This is a genomic window from Nocardioides sp. (genome assembly GCF_035503875.1).
In the GTDB taxonomy this organism is placed as follows: Bacteria; Actinomycetota; Actinomycetes; order Propionibacteriales; family Nocardioidaceae; genus Nocardioides.
In genome coordinates this window covers 61,589-83,560 of sequence record NZ_DATJTA010000087.1, presented here as the reverse complement: position 1 = coordinate 83,560, position 21,972 = coordinate 61,589, and the positions used below count along the sequence as shown (strand labels likewise).

At 67.6% G+C, this 21,972-nt stretch carries 21 protein-coding genes; 10 read left to right on the top strand and 11 right to left on the bottom strand.

Translation table 11 applies throughout. The features are described from left to right. Positions 1-61: 61 nt before the first annotated feature. The 5 genes from cysD to VMF51_RS20510 all read left to right on the top strand — a co-directional run bounded on the left by cysD (position 62) and on the right by VMF51_RS20510 (position 6,285). The gene (cysD, locus tag VMF51_RS20530; protein WP_325476333.1) at positions 62-976 is read left to right on the top strand and encodes a sulfate adenylyltransferase subunit CysD; all 915 of its coding nucleotides are present in this window, start codon (positions 62-64) and stop codon (positions 974-976) included. Further along, complete coding sequence (locus VMF51_RS20525; protein WP_325476332.1) at positions 976-2,253, top strand: sulfate adenylyltransferase subunit 1; 1,278 nt, start codon at positions 976-978, stop codon at positions 2,251-2,253. Before cysD ends, VMF51_RS20525 begins: the two co-directional genes overlap by 1 nt. 413 nt (positions 2,254-2,666) lie before the next feature. Then, the gene (locus tag VMF51_RS20520) at positions 2,667-3,875 is read left to right on the top strand and encodes a polysaccharide pyruvyl transferase family protein (RefSeq protein WP_325476331.1); all 1,209 of its coding nucleotides are present in this window, start codon (positions 2,667-2,669) and stop codon (positions 3,873-3,875) included. A gap of 76 nt (positions 3,876-3,951) precedes the next feature. Then, positions 3,952-4,992: a nitroreductase family protein gene (locus tag VMF51_RS20515; RefSeq protein ID WP_325476330.1), complete on the top strand. Its 1,041-nt coding sequence runs from the start codon at positions 3,952-3,954 to the stop codon at positions 4,990-4,992. A gap of 57 nt (positions 4,993-5,049) precedes the next feature. Further along, on the top strand, positions 5,050-6,285 hold the full coding sequence (locus VMF51_RS20510; protein ID WP_325476329.1) for a hypothetical protein: 1,236 nt from the start codon (positions 5,050-5,052) through the stop codon (positions 6,283-6,285). Here the strand turns inward: VMF51_RS20510 and VMF51_RS20505 are convergent. From VMF51_RS20505 to rfbA, 4 genes are all read right to left on the bottom strand, one after another. Then, positions 6,191-7,513: an O-antigen ligase family protein gene (locus VMF51_RS20505; RefSeq protein ID WP_325476328.1), complete on the bottom strand. Its 1,323-nt coding sequence runs from the start codon at positions 7,511-7,513 to the stop codon at positions 6,191-6,193. The two genes, VMF51_RS20510 and VMF51_RS20505, sit on opposite strands and share 95 nt — an antisense overlap. 47 nt (positions 7,514-7,560) lie before the next feature. After that, a complete protein-coding gene (locus tag VMF51_RS20500; protein WP_325476327.1) occupies positions 7,561-8,754 on the bottom strand; it encodes a glycoside hydrolase family 99-like domain-containing protein in 1,194 nt (397 codons plus the stop codon). 23 nt (positions 8,755-8,777) lie between these two features. Beyond that, positions 8,778-9,656, bottom strand: a complete 879-nt coding sequence (locus tag VMF51_RS20495; protein ID WP_325476326.1) for a glycosyltransferase family 2 protein — start codon at positions 9,654-9,656, stop codon at positions 8,778-8,780. Positions 9,657-9,870: 214 nt separating this feature from the next. Then, on the bottom strand, positions 9,871-10,734 hold the full coding sequence (gene rfbA / locus VMF51_RS20490; protein WP_325476325.1) for a glucose-1-phosphate thymidylyltransferase RfbA: 864 nt from the start codon (positions 10,732-10,734) through the stop codon (positions 9,871-9,873). A 113-nt stretch (positions 10,735-10,847) separates the two neighbouring features. On the opposite strand from rfbA, the gene rfbB reads away from it, so the two are divergent. Together rfbB and VMF51_RS20480 are read left to right on the top strand one after the other, a co-directional pair. Then, complete coding sequence (rfbB, locus tag VMF51_RS20485; protein WP_325476324.1) at positions 10,848-11,846, top strand: dTDP-glucose 4,6-dehydratase; 999 nt, start codon at positions 10,848-10,850, stop codon at positions 11,844-11,846. Between the two features lie 122 nt (positions 11,847-11,968). Then, the gene (locus tag VMF51_RS20480; protein WP_325476323.1) at positions 11,969-13,375 is read left to right on the top strand and encodes a bifunctional dTDP-4-dehydrorhamnose 3,5-epimerase family protein/NAD(P)-dependent oxidoreductase; all 1,407 of its coding nucleotides are present in this window, start codon (positions 11,969-11,971) and stop codon (positions 13,373-13,375) included. Between the two features lie 159 nt (positions 13,376-13,534). Here the strand turns inward: VMF51_RS20480 and VMF51_RS20475 are convergent, their stop codons facing one another. From VMF51_RS20475 to VMF51_RS20450, 6 genes are all read right to left on the bottom strand, one after another. Next, positions 13,535-13,885, bottom strand: a complete 351-nt coding sequence (locus VMF51_RS20475) for a phosphomannose isomerase type II C-terminal cupin domain (RefSeq protein ID WP_325476322.1) — start codon at positions 13,883-13,885, stop codon at positions 13,535-13,537. Between the two features lie 152 nt (positions 13,886-14,037). After that, positions 14,038-14,325 carry a DUF2516 family protein gene (locus VMF51_RS20470; RefSeq protein WP_325476321.1) on the bottom strand — a complete coding sequence of 96 codons (288 nt, stop codon included), beginning with the start codon at positions 14,323-14,325 and terminating at the stop codon, positions 14,038-14,040. 116 nt (positions 14,326-14,441) lie between these two features. Continuing rightward, on the bottom strand, positions 14,442-15,899 hold the full coding sequence (locus VMF51_RS20465; protein WP_325476320.1) for a sugar transferase: 1,458 nt from the start codon (positions 15,897-15,899) through the stop codon (positions 14,442-14,444). Positions 15,900-16,066: 167 nt separating this feature from the next. Then, positions 16,067-17,014, bottom strand: coding sequence for a GDP-mannose 4,6-dehydratase (locus tag VMF51_RS20460; RefSeq protein WP_325476319.1), 948 nt, complete (start codon positions 17,012-17,014; stop codon positions 16,067-16,069). A gap of 1 nt (position 17,015) precedes the next feature. Next, positions 17,016-17,996: a GDP-mannose 4,6-dehydratase gene (gene gmd / locus VMF51_RS20455; RefSeq protein ID WP_325476318.1), complete on the bottom strand. Its 981-nt coding sequence runs from the start codon at positions 17,994-17,996 to the stop codon at positions 17,016-17,018. Positions 17,997-18,566: 570 nt separating this feature from the next. Further along, complete coding sequence (locus VMF51_RS20450; protein WP_325476317.1) at positions 18,567-18,737, bottom strand: hypothetical protein; 171 nt, start codon at positions 18,735-18,737, stop codon at positions 18,567-18,569. Between the two features lie 165 nt (positions 18,738-18,902). Here VMF51_RS20450 and galE point away from each other — a divergent pair, with 165 nt between their 5' ends. The 3 genes from galE (at position 18,903) to VMF51_RS20435 (ending at position 21,142) form a co-directional block, all read left to right on the top strand. Further along, entirely contained in the window at positions 18,903-19,907 is a 1,005-nt protein-coding gene (galE, locus tag VMF51_RS20445) for a UDP-glucose 4-epimerase GalE (RefSeq protein WP_325476316.1), read from the top strand. A gap of 192 nt (positions 19,908-20,099) precedes the next feature. After that, positions 20,100-20,498, top strand: coding sequence for a helix-turn-helix transcriptional regulator (locus VMF51_RS20440; protein WP_325476315.1), 399 nt, complete (start codon positions 20,100-20,102; stop codon positions 20,496-20,498). Between the two features lie 29 nt (positions 20,499-20,527). Next, positions 20,528-21,142, top strand: a complete 615-nt coding sequence (locus tag VMF51_RS20435; RefSeq protein ID WP_325476314.1) for a hypothetical protein — start codon at positions 20,528-20,530, stop codon at positions 21,140-21,142. Between the two features lie 82 nt (positions 21,143-21,224). Here VMF51_RS20435 and VMF51_RS20430 read toward each other — a convergent pair whose 3' ends face one another. Then, positions 21,225-21,836 carry a TetR/AcrR family transcriptional regulator gene (locus VMF51_RS20430; protein ID WP_325476313.1) on the bottom strand — a complete coding sequence of 204 codons (612 nt, stop codon included), beginning with the start codon at positions 21,834-21,836 and terminating at the stop codon, positions 21,225-21,227. Positions 21,837-21,972 lie beyond the last annotated feature (136 nt).

Here is a 21,972-nt window from a genome sequence, read left to right as displayed (position 1 = left end):
CGCAGGCGCGCCGGCGGATACGATGGTCGCTGCTGTCCCGACGAGAGGTCCCCCGTCAGTCATGACCGAAACGCACGCCGACTACCGGCTGAGTCAGCTCGACCAGCTGGAGGCGGAGTCGATCCACATCTTCCGTGAGGTCGCCGCCGAGTTCGAGAAGCCCGTCCTGATGTTCTCGGGCGGCAAGGACTCCATCGTGATGCTCCGGCTGGCCGAGAAGGCCTTCTACCCGGCCAAGATCCCCTTCCCGGTGCTTCAGGTCGACACGGGCCTCGACTTCCCCGAGGTCCTCTCGACACGCGACAACTGGGTGAACCGCCTGGGCGTCAAGCTCGTCGTGGCGAGCATCGACGACGCGATCGCCAACGGCGTCGTGGTCGACGACGGGAAGACCTCGCGCAACCGCCTGCAGATCGGCACCCTGCTGAACGCCATCGAGGAGAACGGCTTCACGGCCGCCTTCGGCGGCGGCCGGCGTGACGAGGAGAAGGCGCGCGCCAAGGAGCGGGTCTACTCCCACCGCGACGAGTTCGGCCAGTGGGACCCGAAGAACCAGCGCCCCGAGCTGTGGAGCCTCTACAACGGCCGCCTGCACGCCGGTGAGCACATGCGCATCTTCCCGATCTCGAACTGGACCGAGCTCGACATCTGGGACTACATCGGCCGCGAGGGCATCGAGATCCCCCAGATCTACTTCTCCCACCAGCGCCGCGTCTTCGTGCGCGACGGCATGCTGATGAGCGAGACCCCGCTGAACCCGCTGCGGGAGGGCGAGGTCGTCGAGGAGCGGACCGTGCGGTTCCGCACGTGCGGTGACATCACGCTGACCGGGTGCGTGGAGTCCACGGCCTCGACCATCCCCGAGATCATCGACGAGATCTCGATCGCCAAGCTCACCGAGCGTGGTGCCACCCGTGGTGACGACCGGTTCTCCGAGGCCGCCATGGAGGACCGGAAGAAGGAAGGCTACTTCTGATGAGCGCCACGAACCCCGCCACGAACATGGACCTCCTCCGCTTCGCCACCGCGGGCTCCGTCGACGACGGCAAGTCCACGCTGATCGGGCGCCTGTTGCTCGATTCGAAGTCGATCTTCGAGGACCAGCTGGAGGCCGTCGAGGCCACCAGCCAGTCCAAGGGCTACGACTACACCGACCTGGCGCTGCTGACCGACGGTCTCCGCTCGGAGCGCGAGCAGGGCATCACCATCGACGTGGCGTACCGCTACTTCGCGACGCCCAACCGCAAGTTCATCATCGCCGACACCCCGGGCCACGTGCAGTACACCCGGAACATGGTCACCGGCGCCTCGACCGCCGACCTCGGCCTGGTGCTGGTCGACGCCCGCAACGGCCTGACCGAGCAGTCGCGCCGGCACGCGGTCATCCTCAGCCTGCTGCGGGTCCCGCACCTGGTGCTCGCGATCAACAAGATGGACCTCGTCGACTACTCCCAGGAGGTCTACGAGCGGATCCACGCCGAGTTCACCCAGTTCGCGACCAAGCTGAACATCCCCGACCTCGAGGTCATCCCGATCTCGGCCCTGGCGGGCGACAACGTCGTGAACCGCTCGGAGAACATGAGCTGGTACTCCGGTCCCACGCTCATGCACCACCTCGAGCACGTGCACGTGGCCTCGGACCGCGACCTGATCGACGCGCGCTTCCCGGTCCAGTACGTCGTACGCCCGAAGTCGGACGAGCACCACGACTACCGCGGCTACGGCGGCATGGTCGCCGGCGGCGTCTTCAAGCCCGGCGACGAGGTCGTCGTGCTGCCCTCGGGGATGACCTCCACGATCGCCGGCATCGACCTCTTCGACCGCGAGATCGCCGAGGCCTTCCCGCCGATGAGCGTGACGATCCGGCTCGAGGACGACGTCGACGTCTCCCGCGGCGACATGATCGCCCGCGTCCGCAACGCTCCGCAGCCCAGTCAGGACATCGACGCGATGGTCTGCTGGATGACCACAACCCCGCTCAAGCCCCGGCAGAAGCTGGCCATCAAGCACACCACCCGCACCGCGCGTGCGCTGGTCAAGGACATCCAGTACCGCCTGGACGTCAACACTCTGCACCGCGACCAGGAGACCAAGGAGCTCGGCGTCAACGAGATCGGCCGCGTCCAGCTGCGCACCACGGTGCCGCTGCTGTGCGACCCGTACTCGCAGAACCGGACCACCGGGTCGTTCATCCTGATCGACGAGGCCACCGGCGTGACCGTGGGGGCCGGGATGATCAACAGCGGGTCCTGAATAGCCCCGGGTGCCATCGCTGACGCGGGCGCCTCACCGTTCGGTCTGACCGCCCGTCCGGCGGTCAGACCGATGTGCGCTCTCGTTGACCATCGAGTGGCGAAGGACCCCAGTGTTGTGGCAACAGCCCGGAAATGATGCGCTGGAAGGGTTAGTGCTGTGGGTCGGTACTTGCAGGAGTCGACGGACCTCATCCGTCGACTCCCCGATGAGAGCCGCGGCGGTCAAGGCAGTCCTCACGCGCCGGTTCGATCAGCCACGGGACGGGGCCGCGCGCGACTTCGGCCACAAACGCCCGGTATCGGCTCCCGGCGTAGCCGTGCCCGACTACCGTCCTCTGTCGAGGCAGCAACTCCGCCCCCACGTCAGAAGGAGCCACAGCAGATGATGCACCCGGCCCGGCAGGAAAGCCGGTGAGCGGCCAGAAGCGCCTCGTCGTGGGTCTGCTCTCCCACTACCTGGAGGACGCGAACCTCGGTTGCGTTGCCTTATCGGTCAGCAACATGGCCCTGATGGACGAGGTGGCCAAGCAGCAGGGGATCGACTTGGAGTACCGGATCCTTCTGAACGAGAAGGCGCCAGCGGCCGCACCCACGCACTCGGCCACCCCGTATGAGTACCGACGGTTCGACAGCAGCAAGCAGACCCTGCGCCACCCGCTCCGGTATTGGCGCAGCTCGGTCTTCGATGGCTGCGACCTCGTCGTCAACATCAACGCGGGTGACGGGTTCACCGACCTGTACAGCTTCAATCGGATGATTTCCGAGAGCTACATGATGCTGCTTGCCCAGCGCAAGAAGGTCGCGACCGTGATGGCCCCGCAGACGATCGGCCCCTTCGAGAAGCCCGCGTCGCGGGCTATTGCGCGACGGGTCATGAGCCGATGCGTCACGGTCTTCTCGCGTGACCGCCTGTCTACCCAGCTCGCGGAGTCGCTGTCGGCTCGTGGCAACGTCGTTGAGGTCATCGATGTCGCATTCGCGCTGCCCTTCGAAAAGACGCCTATTGAGCCGCTTCCCGGCCAAGCGCTGCACGTCGGTATCAACGTGTCGGGGTTGCTCTACCGGGGCGGATACAACGGCGACAACTACTTCAACCTCGCCATCGACTACAAGGCCTTCATTCACGCGCTCATCACTGAGGTGCAGGCCCAGGGCCACCGCGTCCACCTGATCTCGCACGTCATTGCCGAGCCCGGTTCCGTCGAGGACGACTACTCGGCGTGCGAGGAGGTCGCGAAGCACTTCCCCGAAGTCGTCGTCGCCCCACGGTTCGAGGACCCGATCGCGGTGAAGAACTACATCGCATCGCTCGACTTCTTCTCGGGCGCGCGCATGCACGCCACCATCGCCGCGTTCTCGTCTGGGACCCCCGTCGTACCTATCGGCTACAGCAAGAAGCTCAACGGCCTTTACGACACGTTGGACTATCCCTACTACCTGGACATCCGAGACTCCCAGTGGACCGTCGACGGTGCCGTGAAGCAGTTCCTGACCTGGCTCGACGGTAGGTCGGAGCTGAGCTCCCGGCTCGCCGAGAGGCGCCCTGTCTTCGCTGACCGCCTCGAGATCTACAAGAACAACCTGCGCAGCCTCATGACGGCCGCGGCCCGCATCCATTGAGGCCGCTCGGTCGCGGCGCCCGCGCCGACGTGCACCGGACCCCGTCGTCGTCGAAGGATAGGTAAGGAAAGCCGCAGTGGAACTTTCGCCCCAGACCAAGTCGAGGATCAAGCGCCTGCTCCCGAAGCCGGCGATGTTCCTGTTCCGCCACGCGACGCTCCGGTCGGCCTACCGACAGGACAGACGGCGTTACATGCGGTACTCGTCCTCGCTCCAACCGGAGAGTTCGCAGGAGAATCTGGCCGCTTGGATCACCATGCTGTACCACAACATCGAAAAGGGCCTCTCCTTGCCGGCTCCGCGCCCGGGTTTCGGCCGGGAGGCGGTGGGCCGCCTAGCCGACTACCTCGATCGATACATCATCCGGTTCGGGCACGACGAGATCTCGGCCTATGCACTGGGCGCACTCGACGGCTACGTGCGCTTCAACCAGCGCTCCGGTCTGAATGTCGACGAGATCCCGGAGTACGACCGGATCGCGGCTCTGCTGAGCAGTTCGCCCGACGTCCGGGGAGGGACCAAGGAGATCGCCCGTGAGGACTTCCTGCGCCCGAGTCGCGACGTGTCGCTCGACTTCTTTTCTGGCCGCTCCTCGGTCCGACAGTTCGATGACCGGCCGGTGGGCCAGGAGGACTACGAGTTCGCGGCCAGGGCCGCGCAGAAGACGCCAGCGGTCTGCAACCGGCAGTTCTCCCGGATCTACGTCACCACGGAGCGGGACGCCATCGCCAAGGCGTTGACGATCCAGGGCGGCGCGCGTGGATTCGCCGAGAACGTGCCAGCGTTGGCGGTGATCACGACGTCAACGCGCGCCTACTGGAACGCCGGAGAGCGGATGCAGCCGTGGACCGACGGCGGGATGTTCGCCATGTCCTTCGTGCTGGGCCTTCACGCGCGCGGCCTGGGAAGCGTGTGTCTCAACTGGAGCAAGACGGCCAAGGACGACGAGGTCTTCCAGTCGGCGTTCGCGATCCAAGCCGACGAAGTGATCGTGATGCTCGTGGCGTTCGGTCATGTTCCGGACAACTTCGAGGTCGCGTTGTCGCCGCGCATCCCTCTCGATCAAACGCTCCGAACGCTGAGGCCTCATCACGACGGTGCGAACAGCGGCAGGTAAGGACAGGCCGGACGACGAGCACTGCTGTCGCCGTAGTCGCCCATTGACGTGCAGACGATGAAGAGCAGCCGATTCCAGACTGGCCGTACGCAGGCCGTCCTGTCGATCGCCGACCAGGTGCTGTCGAGCCTGACGAATCTAGTGGTCGGCATTTTCGCTGCACGTGCACTCGGTGTCGCCGACTTCGGAGCATTCTCGTCCGTCTTCATCCTGTACACGATCCTGGTCGGTGGTGTGGCTGCGACGGTCGGACAGGTCGTAGTCCTGGGTGACTACGGCGATCGTGAACTGGTGGAACGGGCTCGGGAGGGGATCGCGTTCTCGCTGATCCTCGGCGTCTCGTGTGCCGTGGTCATTGCGGTGGCCGCGGTCGGCATCGATTCGGTGCGCGGCCCCCTCTTGGCGCTCGCGGCGTTCCTGCCGCTGCTGTTGGCGCAAGATTCACTTCGTTACGGGGCCTCTGCCTTACAGCGGATGGAAATCTCCGTCCTGTCCGACGGGCTGTGGCTCGTGCTGCTGGTCGCGACCTTCCCCATCCTGTCCGTGCTGGACGTTTCGATATCGCCGGCGTCCGCGATCTTCGTGTGGGGTGCGGCCGGGGCGTTTTCCGGTCTGGTGTGCTATCCGATCCTCTGGAGCTTCACTTCACGGCCCGACCTGAGCGCGTTCAGGCGGCGAGACTTCCTTGGATATCGCTTTATTGGGGAGTACGTGGCTGTCCGAGCAGCCAGTCAGGGCTTCATCCTGCTCCTGGGAGCGCTCACCGGCCTCGCCGCCACGGGCTCTGTGCGTGGCATCGCCACGCTGTACGGGCCCCTTGCGGTGGCGATGGCGGCCGCGGCCTCGTTCGGCGCCCCGCTGATGCGCAGGGTGCCCCCGCATCGTCGCGACCTGTTCCTGATCCTCCTGACCACGTTGCTCGTCGGTGTGTGCGCCTTGTTCAGTGTCGCCCTCGCGCTGACACCGACCGCGGCCGGGGACGCAGTCCTAGGCGACAGCTGGTCCGGTGCCATGGACTTCCTGCCCGCGATGGCGACCCAGGTGGTGTTCGCAGCCGTCACCACAACGTCCTACCTCGCCCTCAGGCTAGTGGCGCCCCGGTCGACCTTGCCGATTCGGCTCTGGACCGCTGCTGTCGTGCCACCGGCCTTCTTCGTCGGCTACGCGACCGGCGGCGCCGTGGGCGCGTTGTGGGGGCTCACGTGTGCCTCCGCAGTCCAGGCTGCGGTCGGTAGTGCCCGCTACCTCCAGCTACGTGCGCGTGGGACCGGACTGGCTCATCTGGACGGCTGAGGTCCTCGGCGGCTGGTGGGCGGCTGATCGCCCACGCGGCCACCACCAGCATGACGGCGACTGCGGGGAACTCGATAGGGCTAGTGACGAGCGCCGAGACGCTGAGCAGAGTCACGACCGCGAGGACCAAGGGATTCCCGGCGCGCAAGTAGTGCTCGCGCAGGAGAGTGGCCCACGCCGCCACCACCAGCATCAGCCCGATCAGTCCGAAGTCCACGAAGACGTCGATGAGGGCGTTGAGGGAGTTGATCTGTACGCCGAAAAGACGAGAGTTGATTTCGGAGATGTATCCCGGCCCGCCGCCAAAGAGGAGCTGGCCGACGGAAGCGGTGTCCCACGTGTAGCTGACGTCCAGCGCCCACCGGTCGAGACGACCGGACGAAGCGTCGGAGGTGTTGCGCGAGCCGGCGACCAGGCCGCTGCCGATCGACAGGGCCACAAGTGAGAGGACACCAGCGATGAGGAAGGTCGCCTTGGCACTTCGGCGGCCCACGGTGAGGCCGATGAGCGAGATGATGAAAGAGATCGCCGTAGCCAGGATGTAGGTCCGCACCTGCGACTGGAAGATGAAGAAGACGTTCGTCGTTACCAGGAGGGTCATGAGGAAGCGATGACGTCGTTGCCGGATCTCGTTGATCAGCACGATCGAACAGGCCCCGAGGATCCCGGCGAATGCAAACGGGTGGTAGAAGTAGCCGAAGTACTCCTGCGGCAGCTCGATGTAGTAGCGGTTGGCCGCGAACTGACCCGTGAGGGCTCGGGCAAGGACGGCCTGCCCGACGGTGAATAGGTTCACGACGATGACGAGCTTCGTAAGTGTCCGGTCGATGCCGGGGCCGGCGAGACTGGTGAAGCACAAGAACAGCAGCAGGGGGAGAACGAGCTTGCCGACGCCCTCTGCGAAGACCGGGAAGTTGTCGCTCGTGACGGCTCCGGCCGCCGAGACCGTCACGACGGCTGCAACGGTCCATCCGTAAGCAGAGCTGGCTGACCGCGGCGAGCTGAATACGAAGCGCGCTCCGCAGAGCGCCAGGAGCAGGAGGATCGCCCACACCTGGACCGTGGCTCCGCCGTACGTGCGGGGGAGTGGTGGGTTGGTGGTGAACGCATAGGGACTCACGTCGGTCCCGGGCGAGAAGATGAGCACCTGGCTAACGATCAGCAGGACGGTCGCGGCGACAACCGAGAACCTGGCCCACCTGCCGGAGGCTGGCTGACCTTCGGTCACGGGCACACGTCCCGCTTCGGCGGCATGCTCGGTCCTATTTGGGGGCGTCAACGGCCCGGCGGTCTGAGCAGCGATGACTTGGCACGGCGCGCGAGGTTGAGGACGCTTCCGGCTGCGGATTGAGCGATGCTGGCTAGCTGCGGAAGGCTCCACCACCAGGAATGGTCGGGGTGGAGGGGCGCGTGACGTGTCGACTCCTCGCCCGACATCGATTCAAGGAAGGTCTTTCCGTTCGTCTGGTCCGGCTCGAGGTAGGCGCCTTCGGCCCACTCGTTCCAGGCGTTGATGAAGACAAGGCCGCGCGAACCCCGGGCCCGCGTCTCGCGATCTATCGCTGTTCGCGCCCAGGCGCCGAAGAGTTGCGGCGTTGCTCCCGCATAGATCGTGGCGTTCGCGCCGCGCCGCGCCGTGTTGTCCCAACCAGGCATGATTCCGGGATGCCGCACGAACGCTGGCGGCCGGCGCCGCTGAAAGCGGCGTGCCAGGCGACGGTACGACATCAGACGGCCGCGGAACTCGGGCGAGATGCCCTTGACGGGTCTGAGGTATGCGGCGCTGATGGTGTTGGCGCCCACGGGAGGGAACTCGGCCACCGCATCGAAACCCAGCGTGGTGGGATCGATGCCCGGCTTCGTCTCCGCGGCGACGAGGTAGAGGCCCGGAATCCGGGCCTCTACGGCCAGCTCTCGCATGCGGGAAGCAAAGGTCCGCGGCGACGGAATCAGGTCCGCGCGGTGGACCACGAGGATGGGGCGGTCATCGACGCGCAGGTAGTGCGGCGCCTCGAAGTGCGGCAGGACGTCCTCGAAGAACTGCTTCTCGTAGCCATCGTCGTAGGTCTGGGGCATGAGCACGTCGTGCTCCTTGCCGTCCCACCGTCGCGTCCACGCCTCGTTGGCCCACGACACGCAGTAGGGGAGCAGGTCTGGTCGCTCGCGCCACTGGTCCAGGGGCTTCTCGAGCAGCCGCTGTCCGTTGAACCAGTAGAAGTACATGCAGAACGCATCGATGCCGGCCGAGCGCGCCAACGCCGACTGCTGATCCTTGATGGCGTCCTGCGTCAGGTCGTACTCCCCGAGGTCAGCGGCCACCCTCGGATGGTCGTGTCCGGCGTACTGCGGTTCGGCACGACGGACGTTCACCCACTCGGTGAATCCCTTGCCCCACCATTCATCGTTCTCGGGGATGGTGTGGAACTGCGGGAGGTAGAAGGCGACCACTCGGGCCTGCTTCGCATCCACCGGTCGCGTACCTGCTTCCCGCGTCACGACACTCCTCGACCCTCGGGAGCGTGGGTGTTGATCGTCGCCGGCCTCCAGAGTTGGGAAGCGAGCCCGGCGAAGCGGCCAGACTCGTACCGCCTGCGAGTGAGCAGGAGCTCCGGGTAGTCCCGATAGAAGATCAACGCCGAACGCAGCTCATGCTTCCAAGGGGCAAGCCTGAAGCTGGTGGTCTCCCGCTGCCATGCGTGAATCCATCGACTGTCCGGGTCGAGGATGACCGGATGCCCCTGTTGCCACGCTCGAAGCCCCAGGTCGTGGTCCTCGTAGTAGATGAAGTAGCGGCTGTCCCACCCGCCAAGCTGGTCGAAGATCGCACGTGGCCCGCAGATCGCCGCGCCCATGGCCCAGGCGATGTAGGTGGGAGATTCGAATGAGGCGCGTGTGTACCTGGATGTGTCGATGCGCCGGGCTCCCAGACCTCGGTTGGCCAGCTTCTGCGGAACAGTGGGAAAGCCTCTCGCGTTCGGCTGGAAAGAACCGTCGAAGTTCACCAGCTGCGGAGCTATCAGCGCGGAGTGGGTCGACGACAGCTTCTCGATCCGTTCCAATGAACGAAGGTCTGGCGTGAGGTCGGGGTTGACGAAAGCGATCCACTCCGAGGTCGCCATTTCAAGGCCGATGTTGTTGGAGGCGGAGAACCCGCGGTTGTCGCTACGCCGCACCACTTCGGCCCCGAGGGACTCGGCCACCTGGGCCGAGTTGTCGGTCGAGTTGTTGTCGATGACGAGCCATCGATGGCCCGCCAGGTCGATTCCTGACCAGGACTCGCGAAGCTGAGAGGCGTTGTTGTACGTCACGGTGACGAACGTCCAGCCGGGAGGCTCGGCCCCGTGCTCGGAGCCATGTGAGTCCGGATCCATCTGGTTGCACCTCATGCCTGGTGGGAACTAGCGATGACCGCACTGCCAGCGGCTGAGAATAGTCGTAGGTGCTGGACTCCAGCGCGGATTGGGCGCAAGTCACACTCTGGGCCGGACCAGGCAGTGGCGCGTCTGAGTCACGTTCATTTGCTGGACTGCGCGCCGCGTTACGCCCGATGTCAGCTGAGGATCACTCTCCGCGTGCTGGTCACCCCTAGTCGTGGAGCAAATCCATCAGGTAGGCGCCGTACCCGCTCTTCATCAGCTTCGACGCCCGCTCAGCGAGGCCGTCGTCGTCGATGAAGCCGAGCCGCCAGGCGACCTCTTCGGGGGCGCCGATCTTGGTGCCCTGGCGGTGTTCGATGGTGCGCACGAAGTTGCTGGCGTCGTTCATGTCGTCGAACGTCCCGGTGTCGAGCCAGGCCGAACCGCGCGGGAGCACCTCGACCTGCAGACGGCCGGCCTCCAGGTAGATCCGGTTCAGGTCCGTGATCTCCAGCTCGCCACGAGCGGACGGCTTCAGGTCCTTCGCGTAGCCGACGACGTCGTTGTCGTAGAAGTACAGCCCCGGGACCGCGTAGTTGCTCTTCGGCTGCGCGGGCTTCTCCTCCAGGGACAGGGCCACGCCGTTGTCATCGAACTCCACGACGCCGTACGACGTCGGATCCGCCACGCGGTAGCCGAAGACCGCCGCGCCGTCGAGGTTCTCGAAGCGTCGCAGCCGAGTGCCCAGCCCCTCGCCGTAGAAGATGTTGTCGCCGAGGACGAGCCCGACCTTGTCGGAGCCGATGTGCTCCTCGCCGATGACGAAGGCCTGCGCCAGACCGTCGGGGCTCGGCTGCTGGGCGTAGGTGATCGAGATGCCGAACTGCGAGCCGTCACCGAGCAGCCGCTCGAAGAGCGACGCCTCGTGGGGCGTCGTGATGATCAGGACGTCCTGGATCCCCGCTAGCATCAGCGTGGAGAGCGGGTAGTAGATCATCGGCTTGTCGTAGACCGGCACGAGCTGCTTGCTGATCCCCAGGGTGATCGGGTGCAGGCGCGAGCCCGTGCCGCCGGCCAGGATGATTCCACGCATAGGCGAACACTATGCGGAGCGACTGGTTGCGGGTGGCCGGTTCCGATGTGAGGTGGCTCCCCAATCCCGCCTGACCGCACACCAGAAAGAGCGCGGTCTCTAGGATCGACCCCATGCAGCGCATCCTCGTCACCGGCGGCGCCGGCTTCATCGGCTCCAACTTCGTGCACCACCTGGTGGAGCACACCGACGCCACGGTCACCGTCCTCGACAAGCTCACCTACGCGGCCAGCCGCGAGTCGCTCGCGGGGCTCCCCGAGGACCGGGTGTCGCTCGTCGTCGGCGACATCGCAGACGCCTCCGTCGTCGAGCCGCTGGTCGCCAATCATGACGCGGTGGTCCACTACGCCGCCGAGTCGCACAACGACAACTCCCTCAGCGACCCGAGCCCCTTCGTGCAGACCAACCTGATCGGCACGTTCACGCTGCTCGAGGCGGTCCGCAAGAGCGGAGTGCGCTTCCACCACATCTCCACCGACGAGGTGTACGGCGACCTCGAGCTCGACGACCCGGAGCGGTTCACCGAGCAGACGCCGTACAACCCGTCGAGCCCCTACTCGTCCACCAAGGCCGGCTCCGACCTGCTGGTGCGGGCGTGGGTCCGCAGCTTCGGGGTGCAGGCGACGATCTCGAACTGCTCGAACAACTACGGGCCGTGGCAGCACATCGAGAAGTTCATCCCCCGTCAGATCACCAACGTGATCGAGGGCATCCGTCCCAAGCTGTACGGCGCCGGCCTGAACGTCCGCGACTGGATCCACGCCGACGACCACTCGTCGGCGGTCTGGACGATCCTCAACAAGGGCGAGATCGGCGAGACCTACCTGATCGGCGCCGACGGCGAGAAGAACAACCTCGAGGTCGTGCAGATGATCCTGGAGCACTTCGGGAAGGCCGCCGACGACTTCGACCACGTCACGGACCGCGCCGGACACGACCTGCGCTACGCGATCGACTCGACCAAGCTGCGCACCGAGCTCGGCTGGCAGCCTCAGTTCGCCGACTTCGACGCCGGCCTGGCCAACACCATCCAGTGGTACGTCGACCACGCCGACTGGTGGCGCCCCGCGAAGCAGCAGACCGAGGCCTCCTACGCCGCGAAGGGCCAGTAGCCCGCCTCGGTGGTCGAGCCGTCCCCGGCGGTCGAGCAGCGAAGGACGAAGTCCTGAGCGCCCGTCGAGACCCCCGCAGCCACCAGCGAGAATGATCCAGACCCGACGGAAAGCAGCGCCGCATGAGCCTCCCCACCCTCGAGACCACTCCGATCCCCGGCCTCGTCGTGCTCCGGCTCGACCTGCGCGAGGACGCCCGCGGCTGGTTCAAGGAGAACTGGCAGCGCGAGAAGATGATCGCGCTCGGGCTGCCCGACTTCGGCCCCGTGCAGAACAACATGTCGTTCAACGCCAAGCGCGGCACGACCCGGGGCATCCACACCGAGCCGTGGGACAAGTTCGTCTCGGTCGCCAACGGCCGGGCGTTCGGCGCCTGGGTCGACATGCGCGAGGGCGACTCCTTCGGTGCGGTCTTCACCGTCGAGCTCGACCCGGCGACCGCGGTCTTCGTGCCGCGCGGCGTGGGCAACAGCTACCAGACCCTCGAGGACGGGGTGACCTACTCCTACCTCGTCAACGAGCACTGGCGACCGGCGACGCCGTACCCCGCTCTCAACCTGGCCGACGAGACCGCGGCGATCCCGTGGCCGATCCCGCTCGCGGAGGCCGAGATCTCCGAGAAGGACCTCGTCAACCCGTCCCTGGCCGCCGCCGAACGGATGTCTCCGAAGAAGACGCTGATCATCGGCGCCAACGGTCAGCTCGGCCGCGCGCTGAACGCCGAGTTCCCGGGCTCGGACCTGGTCGACATGGTGGCCGCCGACGGCGTCACCGTCCTCGACCTCACCGACGCCGCCGCGGTCGCGGCGTGGCCGTGGCACGAGTACGCCCTGGTCCTCAATGCCGCGGCCTACACCGCGGTCGACGCCGCCGAGACTCCCGAGGGACGACGGATCTCCTGGGCGGCGAACTCCGGTGCGCCGGCCACGCTGGCCCGACTCGCCGCCGAGCACCACTTCACCCTGGTGCACTACTCCTCGGAGTACGTCTTCGACGGCACCGCCGAGCTGCACACCGAGGACGAGCCGCTGAGCCCCCTCGGGGTCTACGCCCAGACGAAGGCCGCGGGCGACATCGCGGTCGGCCTGGCTCCGCGCCACTACCTGCTGCGGACCTCGTGGGTGATCGGCGACGGCAAGAACTTCGTGCGGACCATGCAGACCCTCGCGGGCAACGGCGTCTCCCCGACGGTCGTCGACGACCAGGTCGGTCGTCTCACCTTCACCGGCGAACTCTCCCGCGCCACGCGGCACCTCCTGGACAGCGGAGCGTCGTACGGCACCTACAACCTGAGCAACGGCGGCCCCGCGATGTCCTGGTGCGACCTCGCCAAGGAGGTCTTCCGGCTGAGCGGGCGCTCCGCCGACGACGTGACCCCGGTGAGCACCGAGGAGTACACCGCGGGCAAGGAGATGGCGCCGAGGCCCGTCAACAGCGTGCTGGACCTGGCCAAGATCACCGCTACCGGCTTCGATCCGGAGGACGCCCTGACCGCGCTGGCGCGCTACTGCTCACCTGACGCCGGCTGACGCCCGATCGACACGCGACTGCTCAGTTGGCGCCGGCCGAAGTCCGGCCGACGCGCAGCCATCCATCCGACGCTGGTTGCGGTGCGAAGGACGAAGTCCTGAGCCTCGAAACCCGGTGAGCCGCACGCCGACCTCGACCATCGGCCGGCCACGAAGCGATCAGGCGTTGCGGCCGTAGTCGTCCTCGAGGCGGACGATGTCGTCCTCGCCGCAGTATTCGCCGCGCTGCACCTCGATGACGACGAGCAGCTCGTCCTCCATGTTGGTGATCCGGTGCGGCTGCTTGAGATCGACGTCGACGCACTCACCGGGGCCGACGATGACCGTCTCGCCGCTGACGATGCAGGTCGCCTTGCCGGAGACGATGACCCAGTGCTCGCTGCGGTGCTCGTGGGTCTGGTAGGACAGCCGCGAGTGAGGCTTCACCTCGATGCGCTTGACCTTGTAGCCGTGGCCCTCATCGAGGATGTGCCACGAACCCCACGGTCGCTCTTCGGAATCGCCGATCATCGCTTCCCTCAGCCCCCCAGCTGGGTAGTCGGGCCAGCCTCCCAGGCCCGGTTCCCTCACCCTAGGGGAGTCAACCGTCCCCTTCGCTGGAGAAGATCGATCTTGTTAACAGAGCTGGGCAACTTGTTAATCAGGTGAGTAGAAAGTGTCGGTCAGCGCCGACGCAGGCCCGCGAGCGCAGGACGGACGTCCGCCAGGAACACCAGGGCCGCTATCAGGAATGCGAGGCTGATGAAGAACGGCAGGCCGATCCCGATGACGGACAGCAGCGCGCCGAGCCCGAGGACGATCGTCCAGCCCTGCTTGGTCCACTTGCCGGCGGCGTCGTAGGCCTGGGGAGAGTAGGTCAGGCTCACCACGAACGCGAAGATCGAGACGACGATCACCGCGAAGTGCACGAGGAGCATCACGAGGCCTACCCCGGTGTCGACATCTGGCATGGGCACAGCCTACCGACCGGTCGCGGAGGGAGGAGAAGGGCGACGGTGAACCCGACGAGGCTGCCGGGTCGGTGCCCCTTCGCTCCTCCTTGAAGGTCCCACTGCGGACGGCAGGGTCAGTACGCGCCGCGACTGGAGAACACCGCGCCGAACGTACGGGCGAGGATCGAGAGATCCTGCACCATCGACCAGTTGTCGACGTAGTAGAGGTCGAGCCGGATGGCCTCTTCGGGGCTCAGGTCGTTGCGGCCCGACACCTGCCAGAGGCCGGTCATCCCGGGCCGGACATGCAAACGCCTGCTCATGGCGTTGTCGTACAGCTCGACCTCGCGGGCCACCTGCGGGCGCGGCCCGATGAGGCTCATGTCGCCGCGGAAGACGTTGAAGAGCTGCGGAAGCTCGTCGACCGAGAAACGTCGGAGCCACCGTCCCGGCTTGGTGATTCTCGGGTCGTCCTTCATCTTGAACAGCAGCGCGCTCTGGCCCAGCTCCTCCTGGAGCTTGGCCACCATCGCCTCGGCGTTGACGACCATGGTCCGGAACTTGAAGCAGCCGAACGGCTGCCCGTCCTTGCCGATCCTGGTCTGCCTGAAGAAGATCGGGCCGCGGTCGAACACCCAGATCCGCAGTGCCGCGATCAGGAACAGCGGGGTGAAAGCGAGGATCAGGCCACCGGATCCGACCATGTCGAAGGTCCGCTTGCCCCAGCGGGATGCGTCGCTCCACGCGGGCGGGTCGATGTGGATCAGCGGCAGACCCCCGACCGGGCGCACCCGGACCCGCTCGCTGGAGATGTCGGTGACGCTCGGGGCCACAACCACCTGGACGTCGTGGTGCTCCAGGTCCCAGACGACCTTGCGCATCTGGTTGGCCGAACTGAGCGCGCCGCCGGCGAAGAACACCACGTCGGCGCCCGAGTCCAGCACGACCGAGGTCGCCTCGTCGGAGTTCCCAAGGACCGGCACGCCGAGGCGGGTCTCCTCGGTGACGTCGTGAGCAGGGGTCAGGCACCCCACGACCTGGTAGCCCAGCCAGGACTCGCGCTGGAGCACGCCCGCGATCTCGTCCACGTGGGAGGGGGATCCGGCGATCAGCACCCGGTGGCGAAGGGCGCCCCGGCGGCGTGCGGAGTGCAGCGTGCGCCGCAGCAGCCCCCGGCCGAGCAGCAGCAGCGGCAGGGCCAGGCCGAACACGAGCACGAAGAAGCCGCGGCTGAGCTCGGCCTTGAGGATGTAGCAGCCGACGCCGACCAGCGCCGCGGCGATCAGGGTGCTGTTGGTGACTCGCTTGAACTCGTCGGTGCCGTCGCCGAACACGCTCTTGTCGTAGGCGCCGAAGAGCAGGAGTACGAGCAGCCAGCCGGCGGCGATGAACGGTCCTGCGACGGCCACGGCGGCCGAGACGTCCGCCGGGTTGTCGAAGAAGCCGAACTCCTTGCGGCCCAGCACGGCGATGACCGTGCAGGCGCTGATGATCGTGAGGTCGAGGAGGAATGCGGAGGCGGGTAGGTAACGAAGAGAGCGGCTGGGCGTCGCCGAGACCGTGCGCGCGCGCTGCTCGGAGAGGATCGACATATGTGTCCTGGAGGTTCACCCGGGCGAGGGTGGAGCCGATGAGGGCTGGCATCGTTGCCGTTCATCATTCTGGCGGAGGGGCACCGAATGCGCACCAGATTCGTCCCATCAACCTCGTGACCTTGTGCACGGACGATCGTTAGCGCGCCCGGCATCGCAGTGTGCGGTCAGATCGCGGTCAGATCGGCTTCGACCATCCGCCCCACGATCTCCTCGAAGCTCACGGTGGGGCGCCAGCCGAGTCGCTCCCGCGCGAGGGTCGCGTCCGCCGTGAGGTCCGATGGATCGGCGGGTCGGACGAACGTGGGATCGACCCGGACGTGCCGCTCCCAGTCGCCGATGCCGACGTGACCCAGTGCGGCGGCGACGAAGTCGCGGACGCTCCGTCCCACTCCGGTGCCGACGACGTAGTCCGTCGCGCTCTCCGCGCGAGCAGCCCGGACCATCGCGTCCACGTAGTCGGGTGCCCAGCCCCAGTCCCGGCGGGCGTCCAGGTTGCCCAGGGTGATCGTGTCGGCCTCGCCGCGCGCGATCGCCGCGGCCCCGGCGGTGATCTTGCGGGTGACGAACTGCGCGGGCCGCCGGGGGGACTCGTGGTTGTAGAGGATCGCGCTGACCGCGTGCAGCCCCCGACCGCGGTAGACGCCGGTCATCAGGTGGGCGTAGGCCTTCGCGGCGCCGTACGGGTTCACCGGGCGCAGCGGGGTCTCCTCGTCCTGCGGCGAGGTCGCCGGCTCCCCGAAGATCTCGGCGCTGGACGCCTGGACGAAGCGCACCGCACGACCGGTCGTCTCCTGGGCCTGCAGGGCGCTCTCGAGCAGGCCGACGGCGGCCAGGCCGTTGACCCGGGCGGTGAGATCCGGTTCCTGCCACGAGCGGGCGACCGAGCTGATCGCGGCCAGGTTGTAGATCTCGTCGGGGCCGATCTGGACGAGCAGGCTGCGGACCCGGTCGACGTCGGTCAGGTCGCCGCGGTGCAGGACGACGCCGGGGCAGTGGGGGGACGGCTCGCTGGAGAGGCTCAGCGCGTGGACGTCGTACCCCTCGTCGATGAGTCGCTCGGCGAGGTAGCTGCCGTCCTGCCCGCTGATCCCGGTGATGAAGGCGCGGGGCATCTCACCAACCCTGGCGGATGGCGTCGAGATCGGCCTCGACCATCATGGTGACGAGCTCGGCGAACGAGACCTTCGGCTTCCACCCGAGCACGTCGCGAGCCTTGCTCGCGTCGCCGATCAGCATGTCGACCTCGGCAGGCCGCATGAAGCGGGGGTCCTGGCGCACGTGCGGAGTCCAGTCCTCGATGCCGACGTGCCCGAACGCCACGTCGAGGAAGTCGCGGATCGAGTGGGTCTCCCCGGTCGCCACGACGTAGTCGTCCGCGGTGGGCTGCTGCAGCATCAGCCACATCGCCTCGACGTAGTCGCCGGCGAAGCCCCAGTCCCGCTCGGCGTCGAGGTTGCCGAGCACGACGTCCTCCTGGAGCCCCAGGTGGATCCGGGCGACGGCCTGGCTGATCTTGCGGGTCACGAACTCCGGGCCGCGGCGGGGGGACTCGTGGTTGAACAGGATCCCCGACGACGCGTGCATGCCGTACGACTCGCGGTAGTTGATCGTCATGTGGTGCCCGAAGACCTTGCTCACGCCGTACGGCGACCGCGGCCACAGCAGGGTGCGCTCGTGCTGCGGGGTCTCCTGCACCTTGCCGAACATCTCCGAGCTGGACGCCTGGTAGAAGCGGACGTGCTCGGGCCGGTCACCGGTGTGCAGCCGGAGCGCCTCCAGCAGGTTGAGCACGCCCTTCGCGGTCACGTCGGTCGTGAGGTGGGCGTTCTCCCACGAGTAGGCGACGAAGGAGACCGCGCCCAGGTTGTAGACCTCGTCGGGGTCGGAGTCCCGCAGTGCCCGCAGCAGGCTGGACATGTCGGTGAGGTCGCCGTGGTGGAGCCGCACGTCCGGCAGGTGCTTCTCGACCAGCCAGCCCTTCGGGTTGTTCTGCCCCCGGACCAGGCCGTGGACGTCGTACCCCTTGGAGAGCAGGAGCTCGGCGAGGTACAGGCCGTCCTGACCGGTGATGCCGGTGATGAGCGCGGTGGGCATGGACGGATCATGCCAGCGCGGGCAGCCGGATGACCGGCGCTGGGACCGATCGCCGCGTCTGTGATCCCTTACCCATCTCGCGACTTCTCCGTCCAAGAGAGCGCCCGGCTGCCACACTCGAGAACGCACGGGGGCTGAGTCTGTTGAGTGTTCCTGGAGGGGGAATCACGGTGGCGGAAGCCTGCCCGAGGTGCGGTCATGATCAGGTCCACGAGCTGAAGAAGAGCGACCGGCTGAAGCGGCTGCTGCCGGGCTTCAAGCCGGAGCGGGCGACGTGCGGGGTCCACACGGATACGTGGGCATGCCCCTGCCGCAGCAGGTTCCACGTCGGGGTGAGCGTCTCGCGCACCGGCTGAGCCGGCGGGGCGCCGAGGGAGGGGCCCGGGTCGCGCACACGGGGATACACGCGACCCGGGTCTGTCGACCGAGCTCCCTCCCAAACCCAGAGCTGGGCGACGGGAACATCATGGCTGGGACGGCAGACGGTCGCCAACCAATCACCCCTACTTACTCCTAAACCACCCAGATGGGTCCCTCGAACCCTGGGGTAGGGCTGGACCGGGGCTCGGGTCAGCCGGCAGCGGCGGTGGCCGAGGCGGCCTGGGCGGCCTCGAAGCGCGGCCAGGCGTTGCGGGACTCGGGGTGGACGCCGTGCTCGCGGCACCAGTCCTCGAACGGCGTGGTGAGCTTCTCCTCGACGTGGTCGAAGAGGTGACCGAGGAAGAGGTCGAAGCTCGCCATGGGACCTCGATGCCCGGGTGTGACGGTCGTCAAACGCCGAGCGGCCTCGGGGCTCGGGATCGGTGGTGGGTTGCGGGGTCTCGACGGGCGCTCAGGACTTCGTCCTTCGCTGCTCGACCAACGGTGTCGGGCTCGGCCGGCCGGGGGAGTGAATAGGCTCTCGGCATGAAGGTCCTGGTCACCGGCGGCGCCGGCTACATCGGTTCGATCACCTGTACGGCGCTCGAGGCGGCGGGGCACACGCCGATCGTGCTCGACTCGCTGCTTGTCGGCCCGCGCCTGTACGTCGGCGACCGGATCTTCTACGAGGGCGAGATGGCGGACCGTGCGCTCCTTCGGCGGCTTGTCGACGAGCACCCCGATCTGGACGCGACCATCCACATGGCCGCGCGGATCATCGTGCCCGAGTCGGTCCAGCAGCCGTACGACTACTACCGCGGGAACGTGGCCGACTCGCTGGAGATGTTCGACGAGCTCACCGCGCTCGGGAAGGGTCGGATCCTGTTCTCCTCCACGGCCTCGCTCTACGCGCTGAAGCCGGACTTCGAGGTGACCGAGGAGGACGCGGTCGAGCCGACCTCGCCGTACGCCCGCACCAAGCGGATGATGGAGATGATCCTGGAGGACCTCTCCCGCGCCACCGACCTGCGCGCGATCATCCTGCGCTACTTCAACCCGATCGGCGCCGACCCGGACCTGCGGACCGGCTACCACCTGCGCGACGCCACCCACGTCGTACCCCTGATGGCGCAGGCGGCGCTCGGCCTGCGCGACACCTTCACCCTCACCGGCACCGACCACCCGACCCGCGACGGCACGGGGATCCGCGACTACATCCACGTGTGGGACCTCGCCCGCGCCCACGTGCGCGCGGTGGAGCAGTTCGACGCGGTGCTGGAGCGCGTGGACGCGCCGTACACCTACATCAACCTCGGGTCCGGCGACGGCGTCACCGTGCGCGAGCTGCTCGCAGCCGTCGAGCGGGTCGTCGGCCGCCCCGTGCCCGTCGTCGAGGCGCCCGCCCGGCCCGGGGACGCCGCCGGTGCCTACGCCAACGCCGACAAGGCCGCCGAGCTGCTGGGCTGGCGCACCGAGCTCAGCCTCGACGAGGCGATCGCCTCCGCGCTCGCGTGGGGGGAGAAGCGGCAGTCGGTGCTGGGCTACGCCTGATCGTCGGGGGAGTCATCGAGGTCGCTGGTGGGTGCGGGGGTCTCGACGGGCGCTCAGGACTTCGTCCTTCGCTGCTCGACCACCGGGGGCGCTCGACCACCGGGGCGCTCGACCACCGATGGGACGGGGATCACGGCCGAAGTGCTTGCTGGCTGCTTGCAAATTGCTAGCAGCAGCTAGCACACTGGAGGCATGGCGAAGGGCAAGGTCGGCAAGACCGTCGAGACGCTCGGCGACTACCTGCGCGAGCAGCGCACGGGAGCACAGCTCTCCCTGCGGCAGCTCGCGGAGCTTGCCGACGTCTCGAACCCCTACCTGAGCCAGATCGAACGCGGACTGCGGCGGCCCTCGGCCGAGGTGCTGCAGCAGATCGCGAAGGCGCTGCGCATCTCCGCCGAGCAGCTCTACATCCGGGCGGGGATAGTGAGTCCCGAGGACGGAGTCGGGGGAACGGTCGAGCTGGCCGTCCTCAACGACACCGGCCTCACCGAGCGCCAGAAGCAGTCGCTGCTCGACGTGTACGCGTCGTTCCTCGCGCTCAACGCGTCGAGTACGGCGGACCGGGCCGACGAGCCGAGCGACGAGAACTGACCCCACGAACCGATTCCAAGGAGAACGACATGGCCAAGACCACGTTCGACATCAAGTCCACCCTGTACGCCGGCGCCGGCGTCGCCGACCTCGCGGTCGAGACCGTGCGCGAGTACGTCGCCGACGTGCAGAAGCGGTTCGCCGCGATCGACCTGAACCCCGAGGCGCTGCGCGAGCAGGCCCGGAGCGTCGTCAATGAGCGCGTCGACGCCCTCGCGAAGGACGCCAAGTCCCGCCGGAGCGCCATCGAGGCCCGCGTCGCCGAGCTGCAGGGCGAGGCGAAGGTCCTCCCGACGAAGGTCCAGGGCTTCGTCGACGGCAACGTCGCCACTGCGACCAGCGCGTACGGCGACCTGGCCAAGCGCGGCGAGGTGCTGGTCACCCGGATCCGCCGCCAGGAGTCGACGGCCGCGACCGCGACCGCGGCGAAGACCACGGCCGCGAAGGCGAAGACCACGCGCACGCAGGCCGCCAAGGCGACCAAGACGACCGCGAAGAAGACGTCGACCACGGCGAAGAAGACCGCGGCCAAGAAGTCCGCCGCCCCGCAGAGCAGCGCCAAGGCCACCGCTACGGCTGCCAAGAAGACCGCCGCCTCGGCTGCGGAGGCGACCACCGACGCCGCGACGAAGATCGGCGACTGAGGACTGCTGTCGCTGGTGGGCGGCGGGGGTCTCGACGGGCGCTCAGGACTTCGTCCTTCGCTGCTCGACCACCGGTTCTGCGTCAGGTGCGGCCGGCGAGGACGAAGTCGACGAGCTCGGTGACCCGGCGGCGGATCTCCGCCTCGGGGAGCTGACGCTCGGAACCGGCGAGGGTCAGCGTCTGCATGGTGACCGCGCCGTACAGGCAGAGGACCAGGGGCGCCGCGGGCAGGTCCCGCGGCGCCTCGCCGCGTTCGATCGCGCGGGCGACGATCGCCAGGACGGCGGCGGTGTGCTGCTCGGCGAGCCGGGCGCTGACGGTGCCGAGCGACGACGGCGACGTGGCGGCGTCGACGGCCAGGCGCAGCGTGGCCCAGCCGGCGGGGTCGAGGTAGTGGCGGTACAGGTTCGCCGACACCTCGACCAGGTCGCCGTGGAAGCTGCCCGTGTCGACGTCCTCGATGCTCCCGGTGCGGGCGGCGACGGCGTCGATGAGCAGCGAGTCCTTGTCCTGCCAGCGCAGGTAGACCGTCGACTTGCCCACGCCGGCGCGGCGAGCGACGGCGTCCATCGTGAAGCCCGACCAGCCGCGCTCGCCGTACTCCTCGAGGGCGGCGTCGAGGATCCGTCGCTCGGCACCCGGATCGCGGGGCCGGCCCCGGGTCTTGCGCTCAGCGGGCTGCGGGGACGACACCTGAGCATTCAAGCAGTCCTCGAGATGGCCAGGTCCCAGGGGTTGTGCAGGCGAGCGGCACTCAGCGCGTGCGCTGGCAAGGCGGAGGAGGGAGGCATGACGGAGTCATGGCGACCGACGACAACGCCGCCAGCGT

Excerpts from the sequence above, each read along its gene's own strand:
- cysD (WP_325476333.1), top strand. The coding sequence starts at position 62 with ATGACCGAAACGCACGCCGACTACCGGCTGAGTCAGCTCGACCAGCTG.
- VMF51_RS20525 (WP_325476332.1), top strand. The coding sequence starts at position 976 with ATGAGCGCCACGAACCCCGCCACGAACATGGACCTCCTCCGCTTCGCC.
- VMF51_RS20510 (WP_325476329.1), top strand. The coding sequence starts at position 5,050 with ATGAAGAGCAGCCGATTCCAGACTGGCCGTACGCAGGCCGTCCTGTCG.
- VMF51_RS20495 (WP_325476326.1), bottom strand. The coding sequence starts at position 9,656 with ATGGATCCGGACTCACATGGCTCCGAGCACGGGGCCGAGCCTCCCGGC.
- rfbA (WP_325476325.1), bottom strand. The coding sequence starts at position 10,734 with ATGCGTGGAATCATCCTGGCCGGCGGCACGGGCTCGCGCCTGCACCCG.
- rfbB (WP_325476324.1), top strand. The coding sequence starts at position 10,848 with ATGCAGCGCATCCTCGTCACCGGCGGCGCCGGCTTCATCGGCTCCAAC.
- VMF51_RS20480 (WP_325476323.1), top strand. The coding sequence starts at position 11,969 with ATGAGCCTCCCCACCCTCGAGACCACTCCGATCCCCGGCCTCGTCGTG.
- VMF51_RS20475 (WP_325476322.1), bottom strand. The coding sequence starts at position 13,885 with ATGATCGGCGATTCCGAAGAGCGACCGTGGGGTTCGTGGCACATCCTC.
- VMF51_RS20470 (WP_325476321.1), bottom strand. The coding sequence starts at position 14,325 with ATGCCAGATGTCGACACCGGGGTAGGCCTCGTGATGCTCCTCGTGCAC.
- VMF51_RS20465 (WP_325476320.1), bottom strand. The coding sequence starts at position 15,899 with ATGTCGATCCTCTCCGAGCAGCGCGCGCGCACGGTCTCGGCGACGCCC.
- VMF51_RS20460 (WP_325476319.1), bottom strand. The coding sequence starts at position 17,014 with ATGCCCCGCGCCTTCATCACCGGGATCAGCGGGCAGGACGGCAGCTAC.
- gmd (WP_325476318.1), bottom strand. The coding sequence starts at position 17,996 with ATGCCCACCGCGCTCATCACCGGCATCACCGGTCAGGACGGCCTGTAC.
- VMF51_RS20450 (WP_325476317.1), bottom strand. The coding sequence starts at position 18,737 with ATGGCGAGCTTCGACCTCTTCCTCGGTCACCTCTTCGACCACGTCGAG.
- galE (WP_325476316.1), top strand. The coding sequence starts at position 18,903 with ATGAAGGTCCTGGTCACCGGCGGCGCCGGCTACATCGGTTCGATCACC.
- VMF51_RS20440 (WP_325476315.1), top strand. The coding sequence starts at position 20,100 with ATGGCGAAGGGCAAGGTCGGCAAGACCGTCGAGACGCTCGGCGACTAC.
- VMF51_RS20435 (WP_325476314.1), top strand. The coding sequence starts at position 20,528 with ATGGCCAAGACCACGTTCGACATCAAGTCCACCCTGTACGCCGGCGCC.